Genomic DNA, 18,046 nt, shown 5'->3' with positions numbered 1-18,046 from the left:
CATCGTCTCCTCACCGGCGTGCAGCCGGACGAGGTATTCGATGGTGGACACGATGTCCTCGTCGGTCAGCGTGCCCTGGGTGATGTCGGCCTGAACGCCCAGCTTCTTGTTGATCTTGTAACGGCCGACCTTGGCGAGGTCGTAGCGCTTCGGGTTGAAGTACAGGTTCTCCAGCAGCGCCTGCGCCGACTCCTTGGTCGGCGGCTCGCCCGGACGCAGCTTGCGGTAGATGTCGAGCAGCGCGTCGTCCTGGCCGGAGGTGTGGTCCTTCTCCAGGGTCGCCCGCATCGACTCGTACTGACCGAAACGCTCCAGAATCTGGTCGCTGGTCCAGCCCAGCGCCTTCAGCAGCACCGTGACCGGCTGCTTGCGCTTGCGGTCGATGCGCACGCCGACGCTGTCGCGCTTGTCGATCTCGAACTCGAGCCACGCGCCGCGCGACGGGATCACCCGGCAGCCGAACAGGTCCTTGTCGGACGTCTTGTCGACCGAGCGGTCGAAGTAGACACCCGGGGAACGGACGAGCTGGGAGACCACGACACGCTCGGTGCCGTTGATGATGAACGTGCCCTTCGACGTCATGAGCGGGAAGTCGCCCATGAAGACCGTCTGGCTCTTGATCTCACCTGTGGTGTTGTTGATGAACTCCGCCGTGACGAACATCGGGGCGGAGTAGGTCATGTCCTTGTCTTTGCACTCATCGACTGAGTACTTGGGCGGCTCGAACCTGTGGTCCCGGAACGACAGAGACATGGTTCCGGAGAAGTCCTCGATGGGACTGATCTCCTCGAAGATCTCTTCGAGACCTGACTGGGCCGGGACGTCCTTGCGCCCGGCCTGGCGAGCCGCCTCAACCCGGCCCTTCCATTTCTCGTTTCCGAGCAGCCAATCAAAGGACTCGGTCTGCAGGGCGAGAAGGTCGGGTACTTCGAGCGGCTCCTCGATTCGTGCGAACGACACGGTTCGGGGACCGGCGGGTACGGCGGAGGCGTTGCGCGAGGCTGCCAACAGATGTCCTTCCGAGGGCTCGCGGACTGACTACACGCACGCCAGACGACCAGGACTAAGAGTTACTCAGAGAGACGGTCGTCAAAGGGCAGCGCAAAGGGGCAGTGTAGCCGATCGGCATACACCTGTCCACTCCGCTATCGCTCTGCGCTCCACGTTGGTGGCAGCATCACCCGTCAGCGCCGAAACGTCAAGCCCGGGAGCCGACATTTCGCCTAACCGACAGGGGTCACGCTGGGTTTTTCTGCCCTCGCGACTGAGCGAGCGCCGGGGATCCAGTCCCTACCCGGGACCGGAGACGGGTAACGCTCAGTCACGCGAACGACCCAACGCTGACCGTCGGTCGACGCCACCGTGCCTTGGATACCCAGCCACTGGCACGGCTTAAACGTCTTCTTTACTAACAATTTAGCCACGGGCTCAGGGAACGGGCGTGTCCCCCAGGAGCGTGGACAGCCGGGAGGCCCGCCAGCCGTCGCCCTGCGTCACCATGACCAGGCGTGCTCTCCCCTGGCTGACCTGCTGCTTCGGCTCGTCCTGACCCGGGCCCGACCGCGTCGTGACCATGTTCACGAACAGCAGCACCCGGACCTCTTCCGGCGTCGCCGACTCCACGCCGGCGGCGGCCACGACCGCGTGCTGCACGGTCCGCCGCTCGCGCGCCTGCGGTCCCAGCGTCGCCGCGAGCGTCCGGTAGTGCTCCGCCAGTTGCCCGGTGGCGTGCGCTCCCGCCCTCTGCATGTCCCGGTCGATCGTACGGTAGTCGTACGACAACATGTCGGGGGCGTAGGACCGGGCGGCGGAGAGGGCCTCTCCGGAGGCTCTCTCGGTGGCCTGGAGGCGGCGCAGATCGAGCAGCAACCACACTGCCGCGACGGCCAGCCCGGCCGCCACGAGGGCCGCCAGCGCCCGCAGCAGGCGCCTCACCGCACCAGCTCCGCCCGCGAGACCAGCCACAGGCCCGAGGCCTTCGTGACGTCCATGCGCCAGCGGAAGAAGCGCTCCTCCGGAGGGGCCTTCCTGCCGTCCTCCCAGTGGATCACCGCGTCGCCGACGATCAGCACCTGTGCCGTGCGCCGGTCGCCGCCGAGGGAGGCGAGCGCGGAGGCCCGCAGGACGCCCGTCTGCACGGCCTTGTTCTTCAGCGTGGCGGCCCTGAGGGCCGCCTGCCCGGCGGCGTACTGCGCCCGCTCCGGGCCCGTGGAGGTCGCCAGGGCGCGTTTGATGTCGTCGTCGATGCGGCGGTGGTCGATCGACATGAGGCTCACGGCGTGCGCCGCGGCGGCCCGTACGGCCATCTCGCGGTCCTCTGCCGCCGCGAGGGCCTCCGTACGGGCCTGGGCGAGGTACCGGACCGCCAGGGCCGACGCGACCACGAGGAGCACGAGCCCGACGGTCAGCGCGCGCCGCATCCCCGCACCTCCTGAGCACCCGGTCGTCGTCTCGGCCCGTTCACGTCGCGCGGAGGTCGTGTCCGGCGAACCATGTCCCGCGTCGGACACTCCCTATCCCGCACGATAGATCAACGGGCCTGCCCTGCCCATAGGGTCTGGATTCCGTACGGCGTCCGGGCATGCGAAAGGGGCGGTCCCATCCGGCACCTGGATGGACCCGCCCCTTCGGTGAAGCGTGTTGCGAGACCGTCTTACTTGACGGTGACCGTGGCGCCGGCGCCCTCCAGGGCGGCCTTCGCCTTCTCGGCCTGCTCCTTGTTGACCTTGCCGTCGAAGACCGGCTTCGGAGCGCCGTCCACGAGGTCCTTGGCCTCCTTGAGGCCCAGGCTCGTCAGGGCGCGGATCTCCTTGATGACCTGGATCTTCTTGTCGCCGGCGGCCTCGAGGATGACGTCGAACTCGTCCTGCTCCTCGGCCTCCTCGGCGGCACCACCGGCGCCACCGGCGGCCGGAGCGGCGGCGACGGCGACCGGAGCGGCGGCCTTGACGTCGAAGGTCTCCTCGAAGACCTTCACGAACTCGGACAGCTCAAGAAGGGTCATCTCCTTGAAGGTCTCGAGCAGCTCGTCGGTGCTGAGCTTCGCCATGATGTGTTCCTCCAGTGGATCTAGCAAAAAACGTGTAAAGGGACCGCGGTGCGCGCTTCCCCCGTCCGCTGCGCGGACCTACTCGCCGGCCTCTTCGCGCTTGGCGCGCAGAGCCTCGGCCAGTCGAGCCATCGTGGTGGGCAGCGCGGCGAAGGTGGCGGCAGCCTGGGACTGCTTGGCCTTCAGCGCGCCGGCCAGCTTCGCGAGGAGCACCTCGCGGGACTCAAGGTCGGCAAGCTTCGTGATCTCGTCGGGGGTCATCGACTTGCCGTCGACGACACCGCCCTTGATCACCAGGAGGGGGTTGGCCTTGGCGAAGTCACGCAGACCCTTGGCCGCCTCCACGACGTCACCCTTGACGAACGCGATGGCGGTCGGGCCCTGGAACAGGTCGTCCAGGGAGGTGATCCCGGCGTTGTTGGCCGCGATCTTCGTAAGCGTGTTCTTCGCCACGGCGAACTTCGCATTCCCACCGAGAGAGACGCGCAGCTGCTTGAGCTGAGCGACGGTGAGACCGCGGTATTCGGTCAGAACGGCGGCGCTGGATCCCTCGAACTCACTCTTGAGCTCGGCGATCGCGACGCTCTTCTCCGCCTTCGCCATGGGCCTCCTTCCAGATGTGCCGCCGGCGAAGGCCCTCAGAAAACAGACAAGCCCCGGCGCAGGCGCACGGGGCTTGGATGGACGTCGAACGTCCTCAAGCGTCTCCACACCTACGCGGGCCGTCCACTCACGTGGATCCTTCGGTCACCGGGCTGTGGGCCTGGTGACGACCGGCGGTCTTCGGCAGGAGACAGACTACGTTGTCAACCGGCAGGACGCCAAATCAGCTTCCGGTGCCGGAGGGCTGCTGCGCGGCGTGCGGCAGCGTCTGCGGCAGCTCACCGACCTGGTCGGCGGCCGGCGCCTCGATCGAGACCGGCTCGTTGAACGACTTGAACATCGCCGTGGCCTTGAACGCGCCGGCGTCCGGCTTGCCGCCGTTCAGCTCGACCTTGCGCGGCAGGCCCTGGGCGTCGATCCAGGCGTCGAACCTCACGTCCTTGGCGTTCGCGAGCTCGCCCTGCATCCGGCCGCGCTGGTCCTCGGGAAGCTGCTTGACCGCCTCGGCCACCGGGAACGAGCCCGAGTAGTGGGTCGTGTCCACCCCGCCGACCTGCTCGCTGCCCACCGACTTGACGTCCTTGGACGCCGTGAGCATGGCCACGCTCGTCTTCAGGTCGAACTGCTGGGCCTGGGCGAGGTACTGGTCGATGTTCACGCCGGCCTGCGAGCCGAGCTGCTTCAGGTCGAGCCTGATCCACGGCTTGGTGGCGCCCACCAGGGTCCTGAGCATGTCGAGCTTCACGTACGCCACGTCGCCCTGAAGGATCGCCCGCACTCCGCCGGGCACGTTCTGCCCGTTGAACGCCACCTGGCTGAGGTTGATGTCGGAGGCGATCTGCGGGGTCTTCTGGAAGAGCATGGTCCCCTGAATGACCCCACCCTGACCGCCCTTGGCGTCGGTGACGTTCACCACGAGGTCCGCGGCATAGGTGTTGACGTCGCCGGCCTTCTGCGCGGTCTGCTGGATGGCCTCGGCTGCCGAGAGCTGTGCGTTCTGGAGAGACGGAGTCGCGGTCGTCCCGCATCCCGCGACCGTGATCGCGGCCACCGCACCGGCGGCCACCAGTAGTCGTCGCATTGTTTCCATCCCTTCGGTGTCCCCCTTTACCTGCCCTTGACCCTATGCGCCTAACGCCGACAGCGCGTCGCTACCGGGCAGAACCCCATGAGATGTGCACAAAACCTCCACATCGCTCTCGTTTGCTTCCTGATAGTTAGCCTCCGTACTATCTGACATGAAACCAAATACGGACGGCGAAGGAGAGCCATGCGTACGCTGATCAAGGACGTGCGGGTATTCGACGGGGAGCGTGCCATTCCCCGGGCAGACGTGCTCATCGAGAACGACCGGATCACGGAGTGGGACGGAGGGCGGACCGACGCCGAGATCGACGGCTTGGGCGGGACACTGCTCCCCGGACTGCTCGACGCCCACACGCACGTCTCCGACGGCATGCTCGCCCAAGCGTTGGCCTTCGGGGTTACCACCGAGCTCGACATGTTCTGTCTGCCGTCCAACCTGGCCAGACAGCGGCGGCTCGCGGCGGACCGCGACGACGTGGCCGACCTGCGCAGTTCGGGAGTGCTCGCGACCGCGCCGGGAGGGCACCCCAGCCAGATCATGGCGGCCGAGGCCGCCGGGCTGGAGCACGTGGGCGATGCCGTGGGCCCCTTCGACACGATCGCGGACGCGGGCGAGGCCGAGGCGTTCGTCGAAGCGCGGCTGGCCGAGGGCGCCGACTACCTGAAGATCGTGATTGACGACGGCTCCACCGCCGGACTGGACCTGCCCGTGCTGTCCCCCGGCGTCGTGGCCGCCCTGGTCGAGGCCGGGCACGCGGCGGGGCTCATGGCCGTCGCGCACATCGCCACCGCCCGGGAAGCGGCCATCGCCCTCGACGCGGGCGTCGACGCGCTCACCCACGTCTTCCACGACCTCGGGCCCGAGGATCCGTACGTGGCCGAACTGGCCGCGCGCATCGCGAGGCAGGGCGTCTTCGTGGTCAGCACGCTCAGCTACATCGAAGTGATCACGGGAGGCGAGGGCGGCGCCGAGGTCCTCCAGGACGAGCGCATCGTGTCACGCCTCCCGGAGGGGACGGCCGGGACCGCCCGCAGGGACCCCGGGGCGGTCCCGGTGCACCCGCGCGGCCTCGTCAACGCCTTCGGCGCGACCCGGGCTCTGCACACCGCGGGCGCGGCCGTGGTGGCGGGCACCGACGCCAACTTCCTCGCTCCGCCGCACGGCGTGAGCATGCACCGCGAACTGGCGCTGCTCACCGAGGCGGGCCTCACCTGCGAGGAGGCGCTCGCCGCGGCCACCGCCGTCCCCGCACGGCTGTTCGCGTTGCACGATCGGGGCCGGATCGCGCCGGGCCTGCGCGCGGACCTGCTGCTGGTGGACGGCGACCCGACTCGCGACATCACCGCAACGCGCGCCCTTCGCGAGGTCTGGCGCCGCGGCGTGCGGCAGACCCGGGCCTGACCACGGCCTACGCGAGGGCGCCCAGGAGGTCGCGCAGCAACCGATCGAGCGTCGCGGCGTCCTCCGCGGCCAGCCCCGACGCGAGCCCGGCGAGATTCGCCGCGTGGTCGGTGAGCGTCGCGTCGATGACCTCGCGCCCCTTCTCCGACAACGAGATCTTGAAGCTGCGCCGGTCGGCCGGGTCGAGACTGCGCTCGACCAGTCCGGCGGCCTCCAGCCGGTCGAGCCGGCTGGTCATGCCGGCACGCGACATCATCACCATGTCCGACAGCTCGGACGGGATCAGCGTGTACGGCGGGCCGGAACGGCGCAGCGCGGCCAGCACGTCGAAGTCCCCCGAGCGCAGGCCGTGCCGGTTGAGGACCTCCTCGACCCGGCCCTCGACCACCCGGGCCACCTGGGCGACGCGACCGAAGACCCCCATGGCCGACAGGTCCAGGTCGGGCCGCTCGCGCTGCCACTGGTCGAGGATGTGATCGACGGAATCCCTGCGCTCTTCGGTCACGGGCCGAGTTTATTCGCCGTCTGATTATCGGCAGACGCGCGGAAGCCCCCGCCCGAAAGGGCGGGGGCTTCCGTCGTCGTATCGGCCGGGGTGACGGCTCAGGCGTCGATCTCGGCGGTCATCCCCCGCGTCACGTTCGGGTCGACCGGGATGCCCGGGCCCATGGACGTGGTGAAGGTGACCTTCTTGAGGTAACGGCCCTTGGCCGCCGACGGCTTGAGACGCAGCACCTCGTCCAGCGCCGCCGCGTAGTTCTCCACCAGCTGACGGTCGTCGAAGGACGCCTTGCCGATGATGAAGTGCAGGTTCGCGTGCCGGTCGACCCGGAACTCGATCTTTCCGCCCTTGATGTCGGTGACGGCCTTGGCCACGGCGGGCGTGACCGTGCCGGTCTTCGGGTTCGGCATGAGGCCGCGGGGGCCGAGCACGCGGCCCAGACGACCGACCTTGCCCATCAGGTCCGGGGTGGCGACGACCGCGTCGAAGTCGAGACGGCCCTTGGACACCTCGTCGATCAGCTCGTCGGAGCCGACGATGTCGGCGCCCGCCGCGCGGGCCTCCTCGGCACGGTCACCGGTCGCGAAGACCAGGACCCGGGCGGTCTTGCCGGTGCCGTGCGGGAGGTTGACGGTGCCACGGACCATCTGGTCGGCCTTGCGCGGGTCGACGCCCAGCCGCAGGGCGACCTCGACGGTCGCGTCGAACTTCGTGGTCGCGGTCTTCTTGGCCAGCCGCACGCCGTCGAGCGGGGCGTACAGGGCCGCGCGGTCGACCTCGGCCGCCGCGTTCTTCCAGTTCTTGCTGCGCTTCACTTCATGCTCCTCGTGGAGATCGTGGTCCGGGCCTGCGCGGGCCCTCCCACTGCGATGGTCACCGCTGAGAGTCAGTCGGCGATGGTGATGCCCATGGAGCGGGCGGTGCCGGCGATGATCTTCTCGGCGGCCTCGACGTCGTTCGCGTTGAGGTCCTGCATCTTGGTCTCGGCGATCTGGCGAAGCTGCTCGCGGGTCAGCTTGCCCACCTTGTCCTTGTGCGGGTTCGCGCTGCCCTTCTGCAGACCGGCGGCCTTCTTGATCAGCTCAGGCGCCGGCGGCGTCTTCGTGATGAAGGTGAAGGTGCGGTCTTCGAAGATGGTGATCTCGACGGGGATGATGTTGCCCCGCTGGGCCTCCGTCGCCGCGTTGTACTGCTTGACGAAGTCCATGATGTTGACGCCATGCGGACCGAGCGCGGTACCGACCGGCGGCGCGGGGGTGGCCTGCCCAGCGGGAAGCTGGACCTTCACCAGGGCCGCGACTTTCTTCTTTGGAGGCATTTGTCTTTCTCCGGGTCCTTTGTCCTACAAAAGCCTCACGGGCACGCCGAAACAGGGCGTGCGTGAGGACGGCTATCGAGTCTACGCGAGGCGCTCAGATCTTCGAGACCTGGTTGAACGACAGCTCGACCGGGGTCTCTCGACCGAAGATCGAGACGAGGACCTTGAGCTTCTGCGACTCGGCGCTGATCTCGCTGACCGTGGCCGGCAGCGTGGCGAACGGCCCGTCCATGACCGTGACGGACTCGCCGACCTCGAAGTCGACGGTCGCGGTGGCGGTCTTGGTCGTGGCCTTCTTGACTTCCTCGGAAGGCTCCGGGGCCAGCAGCTTGGCGACCTCGTCGAGGTTCAGCGGGCTCGGCTTGTTGGACAGGCCGACGAAGCCGGTCACACCGGGCGTGTTGCGCACCGCGGCCCAGGACTCGTCGGTCAGGTCCATCCGGACCAGAACGTAGCCGGGAAGCACGCGCTCCTTGATCGGAGTCTTCTTGCCGCCCTTGAACTCCGTGATCGTGTGGGTCGGCACCTCGACCTGGAAGATGAAGTCCTCCATGTTGAGGGACCCGATACGGCTCTCGATGTTCTGCTTCACGCGGTTCTCGTAACCGGCGTACGAGTGGATGACGTACCACTCGCCGAACTGACCGCGAAGCTGACGCTTGAACTCCTCGACCGGGTCGACATCCGGAAGGACGTCACCGTCCTCGTCGACCTGCGCGGCGGCCTCGGCCGAGTCTTCGCCGCCGTCACCGCCGTCTGAGTCGGCGACCGTGGTCTCCTCGGTCTCCTCGACCTCTGCTACGGCCTCGTCCTGCTCGGTGCCCCACTCGTCATGCTCATCATGGGAGCGGTCGGCCGGCATCGGGGACTCGGACACGGGACTCTTCCTTCTTCGCTTGGTGTCTTGACGTGCTGTGACGTCTCGGACCGGATCAGGATCCGCCGAAGAGCCAGAGCACTGCCTTACCCAGCAGCGTATCGATCCCGAACACGAGCCCAACCATGATCACAACGAAGACCAGGACAACTACGGTGTACGAGATCAGGTCATTACGCCGGGGCCAGATGACCTTGCGCAGCTCGGCGACGACCTGCCGGTAGAACAGAGCGGGCGAGGTGCGCTTTGCCTTCTTCTCACTGGTCGGCTTGCCTGGCTTGCCAGCGGTTTCACCGCGGGTGTCGATCGCCACAGTCCTCACCTGATCCGTCGTGTCCGTCGCAGTTGCGGCGCGCTTTCACGCCATTGTTGCGCGGACCGCACTCCGCAGGGCACGAGGGACTCGAACCCCCAACCGCCGGTTTTGGAGACCGGTGCGCTACCAATTGCGCTAGTGCCCTAAGCCGTGCACCACGATACCCGAGAAACGCGCCGGAGCGTCCGTCCCGTCGTTCACGTGGCCCACTAGTCGGTGAAGTGTACGCGGGATTCACCACTCCGTCGAACCACACGGCCACCGCACCGCCCGGAGGCGGCTCGGGTGCCGTTCGTGTGCGGTCTAAAGCTACCGTGCGAACCCGTCCGCATCCTGGATATGGAGACGAAACCGCGTGGCGCGTCTGGAACGATGGAGGCATGACGCGACCTCGCATCTCCGCACGTATATCCGCGATCTCCGAGTCCGCGACTCTGGCCGTGGACGCCAAGGCCAAGGCGATGAAGGCGGCCGGTCGCCCGGTCATCGGCTTCGGCGCCGGCGAGCCCGATTTCCCCACGCCCGACTACATCGTCGAGGCGGCCGTCGAGGCGTGCCGGAACCCCCGGTTCCACAAGTACACGCCGGCCGGGGGCCTGCCGGAGCTCAAGCAGGCGATCGCCGACAAGACGCTGCGCGACAGCGGGTTCCAGGTCGAGGCCGCTCAGGTCCTGGTGACGAACGGCGGAAAGCAGGCGGTCTACGAGGCGTTCGCCACGCTGCTCGACCCCGGTGACGAGGTCCTGGTCGTGGCGCCCTACTGGACGACGTACCCGGAGGCGATCAAGCTCGCGGGCGGTGTCCAGGTCGACGTGGTCACCGACGAGACCACCGGTTACCTGGCCTCGGTCGAGCAGCTCGAGGAGAAGCTGACCGACCGCACCAAGGTCCTGCTGTTCGTCTCGCCGTCCAACCCGACGGGGGCCGTCTACTCCCCCGCCCAGGTCGAGGAGATCGGCCGCTGGGCCCTGGACAAGGGCCTGTGGGTCGTGACCGACGAGATCTACGAGCACCTGGTCTACGGCGAGGCGCAGTTCTCCAGCATTGCCACCGCCGTCCCCGAGCTGCGCGACCGGGTCGTCGTGCTGAACGGCGTGGCCAAGACGTACGCGATGACCGGCTGGCGGGTGGGCTGGCTGATCGGCCCGTCCGACGTGGTCAAGGCGGCGACGAACCTGCAGTCCCACGCCACCTCGAACGTCTCCAACGTCGCCCAGGCCGCCGCGCTCGCGGCCGTCTCCGGCGACCTGTCGGCCGTCGCCCGGATGCGCGCGGCGTTCGACCGGCGCCGCCAGACCATGGTCCGGATGCTCAACGAGATCCCCGGCGTGGTCTGCCCCGAGCCGTTCGGCGCGTTCTACGCGTACCCGTCGGTCAAGGCGCTGCTGGGCAAGGAGATCCGCGGCAAGCGTCCGCAGACCTCGGCCGAGCTGGCCGAGCTCATCCTTGAGGAGGCCGAGGTCGCGCTGGTGCCCGGCGAGGCGTTCGGCACCCCCGGCTACTTCCGCCTGTCGTACGCGCTGGGCGACGACGACCTGACCGAGGGCGTCAGCCGGGTGACCAAGCTCCTGGCCGAGGCCCACTGACGGCCCACTGAAAGATTCAGCCGACCCGGCATCGAGGCGCACCGGCAACGGAGACCCGCTGAGAACCGAGTCCTCCTGGACGCCACGGATTCCGGTGCGAAGGCCCGGTCCCCCGAAAGCGGGACCGGGCCTTCGTCATGCTCCGGGCGTGATCGCGAAGCTCACCACGGAACGCGGGGCCCGGATCGGGGTGGCGTCACTTGCCGAGGGCGGCTCCGGCGGCGATTTTCTTCAGCTCCTTGTCGGCCTCCGCCGTGCCGAGCTTGGCCGCGTAGTCAGGGCTGATCATGACCTCGGCCCCGACGCCGGGCGCGAGGGTCCACACGATCGTCCGGGTGCCGCCGTCCAGGATCCGGTCGCCGCCCTCCGACACGCTGACCAGGTAGGCCTTCCTGCCGCCGACCTCGACCGGCTCGGCGCCCTGCGCGGCGAAGCTCTGCATGCGCTTGGCCAGCACGCTCGCGGCGTCCTTCCGGTAGACGACCATCTGGACGTTGTACATGCCGGGTTCCAGGCCGGGCTCCACCCAGCTCGTGGTGTAGGTCTCCTTGCCGAACCCGTCCTTGCCGGACCACTTGCCCCATTCGAGCCGTTCGGGCAGGTAGCCGAGGTGCACACCGCCGAGCGTCCGGCCGTCCCCCAGGTCGCCGAGGTCCTGGGGCATCCCCGCCCCCTCGGCGCCCTCCGAAGGGGCGGGGGTCGGACCGGCCGTTGTGGCGATCATGATCGTGACCGCCGCCCCGGGGGGAGCGGCCGTCCCGGGCTGCGGCATCTGGGCGAAGACCGTGCCCGCCGGGGCGTCGTCGTTGACCATCTTCATGACCTTCACCGTGTAGCCGGCCTCCTTCAGGATGGCGTCGACCTCCACGGCGCGCTTGCCGACCACGTCGGGGACGAGCACTTCCGGCGTGGCGACGGTGTCGCCGGAGGCGGCCGCGGACGCGGCCGGACCTCCCTGGCCGCCGGCGCCGGTCCCGGCGAGGCTGCCGGGGTTGGAGGCGGTGTCGGGCCGGGCGGTCAACGCCACGGGCACGCCCACGGCGACCGCCCCGGCGAGCACGACCGCCCCCGCCACACGAAATCTGACGGCGTGGCGGCGGTTGCCCCGCCGGACCGCCTGGCCCAGCGACGGCGACGCGTGCACGCCCGCGACCTGAGCGGCCATGGCCTCTCTCAGTGCCTCTTCGACGTTCATGCGGACGCTCCTTCCAGGTTCTCCATGCGTGCGCGCACGCGTGCCAGGCCACGGGCGGCCTGGCTCTTGACGGTGCCGACCGAGCAGCCGAGCAGCGCGGCGGTCTCGGCCTCCGACATGTCCTCCCAGTAGCGAAGGACCAGTACGGCCCGCATCCGGGCCGGCAACTTCCTGAGTTCGGTGACGAGCACGTCGCGCAGGCCGAGGTCCGGCGATTCCACAGGTGTCTCCGGCGGCTGGGCGAAGGTGATCTCCTGGAGCACCTTGCGCCGCCTGGCCTTGCTGATCGCGCCGTTCACCACGACCCGGCGCGCGTACGCCTCGGGGTTGTCGTGCCGGATCCGCGGCCAGTGCCGGTAGACCTTCTCCAGCGCGTTCTGGACCATGTCCTCGGCATCCGACGCAGAGGCGCCGCAGACCAGGATCGCGGTGCGCAGGAGGGCGGTGCTGCGCGCGGCCAGGAACTCGTCGAAGGCCGCCTCGTCTTCTTCGGTCATGAGCTCCCCTTTCGCCCCTCCCCAACGCGCCAACCCCGCGACGGGTTGAGAGCGACATGCGGCAACATATGGAGATGGCACGTCCACTAAACACGCTCCCCAAGGCACACCTGCACCTGCACTTCACCGGCTCGATGCGGCATTCGACGCTGATCGAGCTCGCCCGGGAGCAGGGCGTCCACCTTCCCGACGCTCTGGTGGAGGACTGGCCGCCGAAACTGCGGGCGACCGACGAGCGCGGCTGGTTCCGGTTCCAGCGGTTGTACGACATCGCGCGGTCGGTGCTGCGCCGTCCCGAGGACGTCCACCGGCTGCTGCGCGAGGCCGCCGAGGACGAGGCCCGGGAGGGGTCGCGCTGGCTGGAGATCCAGGTCGACCCGTCCGGGTACGCCCAGCGGTTCGGCGGGCTGACCGAGACACTCGAACTCGTCCTCGACGCGACGGAGAAGGCGGCCCGGCAGGCCGGGATCGGCATGGCGGTGATCGTGGCGGCCAACCGCACCCGGCACACGCTCGACGCCAGGACGCTGGCCCGCCTGGCGGCGCATTACCAGGGCAGGGGCGTGGTGGGCTTCGGCCTGTCCAACGATGAGCGGCGCGGCCGGGCCAGGGACTTCGAGCACGCCTTCCGGATCGCCAGGCGTGCGGGGCTGCTCGCCGTGCCGCACGGCGGCGAGCTGCTGGGCGCGGCGAGCGTCGCGGAATGCCTCGACGACCTGGGCGCCGACCGGATCGGGCACGGGGTGCGCGCGGCCGAGTCGCCCCGCCTGATGGAACGGCTGGCCGACCGGCAGATCACCTGTGAGGTGTGCCCGCTGTCCAACGTGGGCCTCGGGGTGGCGGAACGGCCCGAGGACGTGCCACTGCGGCGGCTCTTCGAGGCCGGGGTGCCGATCGCCCTCGGCGCCGACGACCCGCTGCTGTTCGGTGCCCGGCTGCTGCCGCAGTATGAGCTCGCCCGGGAGGTGTACGGCTTCGCCGACGCCGAGCTCGCCGAGCTGGCCCGGCAGTCGATCCGGTCGTCGACGGCGCCCGACGCGGTGAAGAAGGAGTTGCTCGGCGAGATCGACGCCTGGCTCGCCTCCCCCGAGTGAGTCCGCCGTTCACCGGACCGAGAGGGCGATCCGCACGGCCTCGTCGCGGTCCGGCCCCTCCAGCCGCAGCCCGACCAGCTTGTGCTGCCAGATGAGCGTCGGCCCTGCCACCCGCGCCTCTTGCGGCGCGCCGCCGGCCGACGGCATGTACGACACCCCGTGGGGCTGCTGGATCCACCATCCGCCGACCGCGCCCACCTGATCCGGCCACGGCTCTCCGAGCTCCTTGCGCCAGACGACGCTCAGCGTGCCGTCGAACTCGTCGAGCCGGACGCCCGGCCACAGGAGCGTCACCACCCGGCCGCCGTCGGCGACGCGTACGTCGGCCGGCGCGCCGAGCGCGGACGGCACGGCGACGGGGAAGCGGGCGGTCCGCCGCGCCTCCTCCAGCGTCACCCGGCGCTCGCCGGGCAACGGGCCCGGCACCCCCGTGGGCAGCGGCCCGGCACCGCCCACGTGGATCTCGACGCCCGCGAAGCGCAGCACCGACACCACCGCGGCCCGGCCCTGGGGAGTGGCCCCGAGCAGCACGGCCATCAGCACCGCCACCGCCGCTGCCGCCACGCGCGGCGGCGGCCGCCATGCGGCCCGCCGCCGTGTCCTGTCGCCGGCGCGCCCGTCGTGGGCCCGGCCGTCTTCGAGGCGGGCGCGTACGGCGCGCGCCAGGTCGGCGGGAGGCGGCGCAGGGGGCACCGCCAGGTCCTCGCCGAGGGCCCGCAGCCGTGACTCGAGGTCCTCCGGTGCGATCGGATCCCTGTCATCCGAGGTGCTCACGGCCCACCTCCTCCCGCAGGCGCCGCAGGGCCCGGAACGTCCGCGACTTCACCGTGCCGAGGCGCACGCCGAGGACCTCGGCCGTCTCCGCCTCGGACAACTGCAGGAAATACCTGCAGACCACGGCTTCGCGTTCCCCGTCGGGCAGCGCGCGTACGGACTCCAGCAGGCGGGTCCTGCCGTCGGCGTCCACGGCCGCGTCCTCCGGGTCCTCGGGATCCCCTGGTCCGTACGGCTCCCGCTCGCGGCCCAGCCGTACGGCGAGGTCGGAGCGGCGGCCGCGCGACCGGGTGAGGTCGTGGGTCGCGTTGGCCACGATGCGCAGCAGCCACGGGCGGAAGGACGAGCCCCGGCGGAAACCCTTGAGGTGGCGGAACGCCTTGACGAACGCCTCCTGGACGACGTCCTCCGCCTCGTCGGCCGCCCCGAGCAGGCTCGCCGTCCGGTGGGCGACCGCGCTGTATCGGGTGACCAGCACCTCGTAGGCGTCAAGGTCACCGGCCAGGGCGCGGGTCACTGCCTCGTCGTCGTCCATCAGGGGCAATCGGGGGCAATCGGGGGGCGGGATGGAGGTGAAGCCTACGATCAGGCGGGCATCTCGTCCACAGTGCTCCCTGAAGAACGGTGCCCCCCGACGAACAGTGCTCGCCGAGAAACGTGCCGTCGAAAGAATGGCGCCGCAGAAAGATTCACCGTGGCATCGAAGGATTCACAGTACCGCCATGAGAACAGTGCGGGCCGAAGCCGTCATCCGCGGCCCCTCCGGCGAAGCGGACGCCCGCCAATGGGGCGGGCACTACACTTTCCACGACCGTCAGCGTGCAGATCGAGGATCCTATGTCTGGGTATGACCGAGTAGTCCAGCCGGCGGCCGGGGACGAGGCTCTGGAGAACCACCTCGGCGGCGACGAGGCCAAGAACTACCGGCAGTACGAGTTCGACATGGTCGCACCGCACGTCGGGCGGTCGCTCCTGGAGATCGGCTCGGGTCTCGGGCACTTCGCCGAGCAGTTCCTGCCGCGCCTGGACCGGCTCGTGGTCAGCGACTTCGATCCCTACTGCGTGGAGCAGCTGCGCAAGAGGTTCGCCGACCGCGACGACGTGTCGGTGCTCCAGTTCGGCCTGCCGACCGAGATCCCCCTGGCCGACCCGGTCGACACCGTCGTGATGATGAACGTCCTCGAGCACATCGAGGAGGACGCCGAGGCGCTGCGGTCGCTGGCCAAGGTGACCGCTCCCGGCGGGCGCATCATCATCTGGGTGCCCGGCTACATGCAGCTCTACGGGGACTTCGACCGCAAGGTGGGGCACGTCACCCGCTACACCCCCGCCACTCTGCGCAAGACCGTGACCGACGCCGGCCTCGACGTCCAGGTGCTCAAGCCGATCAACTTCCTCGGCGGCATCGCCTGGTGGGCGGCCGTGCGGCGGGGCGGCGTGGGCTACCCCGACCCCCGGCTCGTCAAGATCTACGACCGCACCGTCGTGCCGCTGACCCGGCTCATCGAGCGGTTCGTCCGCCCGCCGTTCGGCCAGACCGTGTTCTGCGTGGCCCGCGTCCCGCGCTGACGCGCGACCGCCGCGTGGAGCGGCCACGGAGACCGTAATTGTGCGGCAAATGCCTTCTACCTGCACAATGGGTCCCTCATGAGTGAAACCAGGATCCTCGTCGTCGAGGACGAGCCAAACATCCGGGACGTCGTGGAAGTCGCGCTCAGATTCCACGGCTTCCGGGTGACGGCCGTGGGCACGGGGGCCGCGGCGCTCGGCGAGGTCCTGAGGGACCAGCCCGACCTGGTCGTCCTCGACGTCATGCTGCCCGACATCGACGGCTTCGAGGTGTGCCGGCGGATCCGCGCCGGCGGAGTGCACCCTCCCGTGATCTTCCTCACCGCCCGCGACGCGGTCGCCGACACAGTGCGCGGGCTGACGCTCGGTGGCGACGACTACGTCACCAAGCCCTTCTCCGTCGAGGCGCTGGTCGCGCGGATCCGCGCCGTGCTGCGCCGTACGACGGTGCCGGCCGCGGCCGAGCGGGCGGACGGGCCGATCCTCCGGGTGGCCGACCTGGAACTCGACGAGGCGCGCTGGGAGGTGCGTCGCGGCGGCGTCCCCGTGGAGCTGTCGCCGACCGAGTTCCGCCTGCTGGCCTTCCTGATGTCCAACGCCGGCCTGGTGCTCACCAAGCGGCGGCTGCTGGAGGAGGTCTGGGGCTACGGCGGGAGTTCGCAGGTGCTGGAGACCTACATCTCCTACCTGCGCCGCAAGCTCGACCCACTCGGACCGCCGCTGATCCACACCCAGCGCGGCATCGGATACGCGCTGCGGCCTCCCCAGGATTCCTGATGTCGCTCAGGACACGCCTGCTCGCCGGGTTGCTCGGGGTGAGCGCTGTCCTGCTCGTCGTGTTCTCCCTCGTCAGTGTCCTCGTCCTGCGCGGCCACCTGCGTACGCGGCTGGAGGGACAGGTGGTGGCGGCGACCGTCACGGCGGCACGCCGGGTGGTCGTGGGCGACCCGCTCGAACAGGCGCTGACCGGCTCCACCTATGCCCTCGCCGCCTACGACCTCACCGAGGACCGCGCCCATCTGGTCAGCGGCGACGCCGCCGACGCCGCGGCGGTCCCCGGGCTGGCCGAGACGCTGGGCAAGGAGAGGTTGCTGGCGTACGCGGCGCAGGGCCGCACGTTCGACCTCGACCCGAGCCGCGACCACGACATGATCGCGGCGGTGGCGATGTCGCCGAGCGGTCTGCGGCTGGTGGTCGTCGCGGTGCCCCTGGACGCGGTCGACGACCCGGTGCGCCACCTGCTGATCAGCGAGCTGGCGACCGGCGGGGTGCTGATCCTGCTGCTGGCCGCGGGCGGGCGGCTGCTGATCGCCGGTGGTCTCGCGCCTCTCGGCAAGATGGCGGGCACCGCCCACCTGGTGGCCGAGCGAGTCGACCTGTCGGCCCGGATGCCCGAGGGGCCGTCGGAGGTCGGCAGGCTCGGCGCGGCGATCAACCTCATGCTCCACCGGATCGCCGACGCCTTCCGCGACCGCGAGGCGTCGGAGGAGCGCGTGCGCCGCTTCGCCGCCGACGCCTCCCACGAGCTGCGCACCCCGCTGTCGACCATCTCCGGGTATGCCGAGCTGTACCGGGCCGGGGCGATCCCGCCGGAGGACCTGCCCAAGATCATGGGGCGGATCGAGGCCGAGGCCAACCGCATGGGCCGCCTGGTGGGAGAGATGCTGGAACTCGCGCGGCTCGACCGGGGCGCCGCGCTCGCGCTCGACGAGACCGACCTGACCGAGATGGCCCGCGAGGTCGCCGCCGACTCGGCCGCCCTCGATCCCGCGTACCCCGTGACGGTGGAGGCCCCGCCCTCCCTGGTCGCGACCGTGGACGAGGCCCGGGTGCGCCAGGTGCTCGTCAACCTGCTCGGCAACGTGCGGGCACACACCCCCGAGGGCACCCGGGCCACCTTACGGCTGCTGCGTGCCCCGGAGTCGGTGACGATCGAGGTGCGCGACACCGGGCCGGGGATGAGTCCGGAGCAGGCGGAGCGCGCCTTCGACCGCTTCCAGCGCGGAGAGGTGCACCTGTCCGGCGGGGCGGGGCTCGGCCTGTCGATCGTGAAGGCCATCGTGGAGGCGCACGGCGGCCGCTGCCGGATCGTCTCCTCCCCCGGCGAAGGGACGGCCGTACACATCGCGCTTCCCGCGATGCAAAAGGCTACTGGCGGGTAGTTAACGAGCACAGCTC

The 18,046-nt window shown here is 69.8% G+C and carries 20 protein-coding genes, 1 tRNA gene and 1 pseudogene; 6 read left to right on the top strand and 16 right to left on the bottom strand.

All coding sequences use genetic code 11. The features are described 5' to 3' along the window. The 6 genes and pseudogenes from BXA11_RS25555 to BXA11_RS25530 all read right to left on the bottom strand — a co-directional run. A pseudogene (locus tag BXA11_RS25555) lies at positions 1–1,008 on the bottom strand (DNA-directed RNA polymerase subunit beta); the annotation flags it as partial. Between the two features lie 420 nt (positions 1,009–1,428). Further along, positions 1,429–1,935 (bottom strand): hypothetical protein, encoded by a 507-nt coding sequence (locus BXA11_RS25550; protein WP_083744576.1) that lies wholly within the window; start codon positions 1,933–1,935, stop codon positions 1,429–1,431. Continuing rightward, on the bottom strand, positions 1,932–2,420 hold the full coding sequence (locus BXA11_RS25545; RefSeq protein ID WP_076438523.1) for a hypothetical protein: 489 nt from the start codon (positions 2,418–2,420) through the stop codon (positions 1,932–1,934). The genes BXA11_RS25550 and BXA11_RS25545 overlap by 4 nt, the downstream gene beginning before the upstream one ends. A 233-nt stretch (positions 2,421–2,653) precedes the next feature. Then, positions 2,654–3,049: a 50S ribosomal protein L7/L12 gene (gene rplL / locus BXA11_RS25540; protein WP_076438522.1), complete on the bottom strand. Its 396-nt coding sequence runs from the start codon at positions 3,047–3,049 to the stop codon at positions 2,654–2,656. 78 nt (positions 3,050–3,127) lie between these two features. Next, on the bottom strand, positions 3,128–3,652 hold the full coding sequence (rplJ, locus tag BXA11_RS25535; RefSeq protein ID WP_030510277.1) for a 50S ribosomal protein L10: 525 nt from the start codon (positions 3,650–3,652) through the stop codon (positions 3,128–3,130). A 223-nt stretch (positions 3,653–3,875) separates the two neighbouring features. Then, the gene (locus BXA11_RS25530) at positions 3,876–4,733 is read right to left on the bottom strand and encodes an SCO4651 family lipoprotein (protein ID WP_076438520.1); all 858 of its coding nucleotides are present in this window, start codon (positions 4,731–4,733) and stop codon (positions 3,876–3,878) included. Positions 4,734–4,922: 189 nt separating this feature from the next. Between BXA11_RS25530 and BXA11_RS25525 the strand changes: the two genes are divergently transcribed. Further along, a complete protein-coding gene (locus BXA11_RS25525; RefSeq protein WP_076438518.1) occupies positions 4,923–6,140 on the top strand; it encodes an amidohydrolase family protein in 1,218 nt (405 codons plus the stop codon). A gap of 7 nt (positions 6,141–6,147) precedes the next feature. On the opposite strand, the gene BXA11_RS25520 is transcribed toward BXA11_RS25525, so the two are convergent. The 6 genes from BXA11_RS25520 to BXA11_RS25495 all read right to left on the bottom strand — a co-directional run bounded on the left by BXA11_RS25520 (position 6,148) and on the right by BXA11_RS25495 (position 9,298). Next, positions 6,148–6,645, bottom strand: coding sequence for a MarR family winged helix-turn-helix transcriptional regulator (locus tag BXA11_RS25520; RefSeq protein ID WP_076438516.1), 498 nt, complete (start codon positions 6,643–6,645; stop codon positions 6,148–6,150). A 98-nt stretch (positions 6,646–6,743) separates the two neighbouring features. Beyond that, positions 6,744–7,457: a 50S ribosomal protein L1 gene (rplA, locus tag BXA11_RS25515; RefSeq protein WP_076438514.1), complete on the bottom strand. Its 714-nt coding sequence runs from the start codon at positions 7,455–7,457 to the stop codon at positions 6,744–6,746. A gap of 71 nt (positions 7,458–7,528) precedes the next feature. Next, the gene (gene rplK, locus BXA11_RS25510) at positions 7,529–7,960 is read right to left on the bottom strand and encodes a 50S ribosomal protein L11 (RefSeq protein WP_030510282.1); all 432 of its coding nucleotides are present in this window, start codon (positions 7,958–7,960) and stop codon (positions 7,529–7,531) included. A gap of 94 nt (positions 7,961–8,054) precedes the next feature. Next, positions 8,055–8,837 (bottom strand): transcription termination/antitermination protein NusG, encoded by a 783-nt coding sequence (gene nusG, locus BXA11_RS25505; RefSeq protein WP_030510283.1) that lies wholly within the window; start codon positions 8,835–8,837, stop codon positions 8,055–8,057. A gap of 55 nt (positions 8,838–8,892) precedes the next feature. Then, complete coding sequence (gene secE, locus BXA11_RS25500) at positions 8,893–9,150, bottom strand: preprotein translocase subunit SecE (RefSeq protein ID WP_030510284.1); 258 nt, start codon at positions 9,148–9,150, stop codon at positions 8,893–8,895. Between the two features lie 75 nt (positions 9,151–9,225). After that, positions 9,226–9,298, bottom strand: a tRNA-Trp gene (locus BXA11_RS25495). A 235-nt stretch (positions 9,299–9,533) separates the two neighbouring features. Between BXA11_RS25495 and BXA11_RS25490 the strand changes: the two genes are divergently transcribed. Next, positions 9,534–10,739, top strand: a complete 1,206-nt coding sequence (locus tag BXA11_RS25490) for a pyridoxal phosphate-dependent aminotransferase (protein WP_030510285.1) — start codon at positions 9,534–9,536, stop codon at positions 10,737–10,739. A gap of 196 nt (positions 10,740–10,935) precedes the next feature. Here BXA11_RS25490 and BXA11_RS25485 read toward each other — a convergent pair whose 3' ends face one another. Continuing rightward, entirely contained in the window at positions 10,936–11,934 is a 999-nt protein-coding gene (locus BXA11_RS25485) for a PASTA domain-containing protein (protein WP_076438512.1), read from the bottom strand. After that, complete coding sequence (locus tag BXA11_RS25480) at positions 11,931–12,431, bottom strand: SigE family RNA polymerase sigma factor (RefSeq protein ID WP_030510287.1); 501 nt, start codon at positions 12,429–12,431, stop codon at positions 11,931–11,933. Before BXA11_RS25480 ends, BXA11_RS25485 begins: the two co-directional genes overlap by 4 nt. A 74-nt stretch (positions 12,432–12,505) precedes the next feature. Here BXA11_RS25480 and BXA11_RS25475 point away from each other — a divergent pair, with 74 nt between their 5' ends. Beyond that, positions 12,506–13,525, top strand: a complete 1,020-nt coding sequence (locus BXA11_RS25475; RefSeq protein ID WP_076438558.1) for an adenosine deaminase — start codon at positions 12,506–12,508, stop codon at positions 13,523–13,525. A gap of 9 nt (positions 13,526–13,534) precedes the next feature. On the opposite strand, the gene BXA11_RS25470 is transcribed toward BXA11_RS25475, so the two are convergent. Then, positions 13,535–14,299 (bottom strand): hypothetical protein, encoded by a 765-nt coding sequence (locus tag BXA11_RS25470; RefSeq protein WP_083744572.1) that lies wholly within the window; start codon positions 14,297–14,299, stop codon positions 13,535–13,537. Next, a complete protein-coding gene (locus tag BXA11_RS25465) occupies positions 14,283–14,834 on the bottom strand; it encodes an RNA polymerase sigma factor (protein WP_030510290.1) in 552 nt (183 codons plus the stop codon). The genes BXA11_RS25470 and BXA11_RS25465 overlap by 17 nt, the downstream gene beginning before the upstream one ends. A gap of 302 nt (positions 14,835–15,136) precedes the next feature. Here BXA11_RS25465 and BXA11_RS25460 point away from each other — a divergent pair, with 302 nt between their 5' ends. From BXA11_RS25460 to BXA11_RS25450, 3 genes are all read left to right on the top strand, one after another. Then, positions 15,137–15,868, top strand: coding sequence for a class I SAM-dependent methyltransferase (locus BXA11_RS25460; protein ID WP_076438510.1), 732 nt, complete (start codon positions 15,137–15,139; stop codon positions 15,866–15,868). Positions 15,869–15,946: 78 nt separating this feature from the next. After that, a complete protein-coding gene (locus BXA11_RS25455) occupies positions 15,947–16,645 on the top strand; it encodes a response regulator transcription factor (protein WP_030510292.1) in 699 nt (232 codons plus the stop codon). Continuing rightward, positions 16,645–18,030, top strand: a complete 1,386-nt coding sequence (locus tag BXA11_RS25450) for a sensor histidine kinase (protein ID WP_051762162.1) — start codon at positions 16,645–16,647, stop codon at positions 18,028–18,030. Before BXA11_RS25455 ends, BXA11_RS25450 begins: the two co-directional genes overlap by 1 nt. Positions 18,031–18,046 lie beyond the last annotated feature (16 nt).

The sequence above is a fragment of the Microbispora rosea genome (assembly GCF_900156315.1).
GTDB lineage: Bacteria > Actinomycetota > Actinomycetes > Streptosporangiales > Streptosporangiaceae > Microbispora > Microbispora rosea.
Note: the sequence above shows the minus strand (reverse complement) of the source record. Positions and strands in the feature narration are given on the sequence as shown.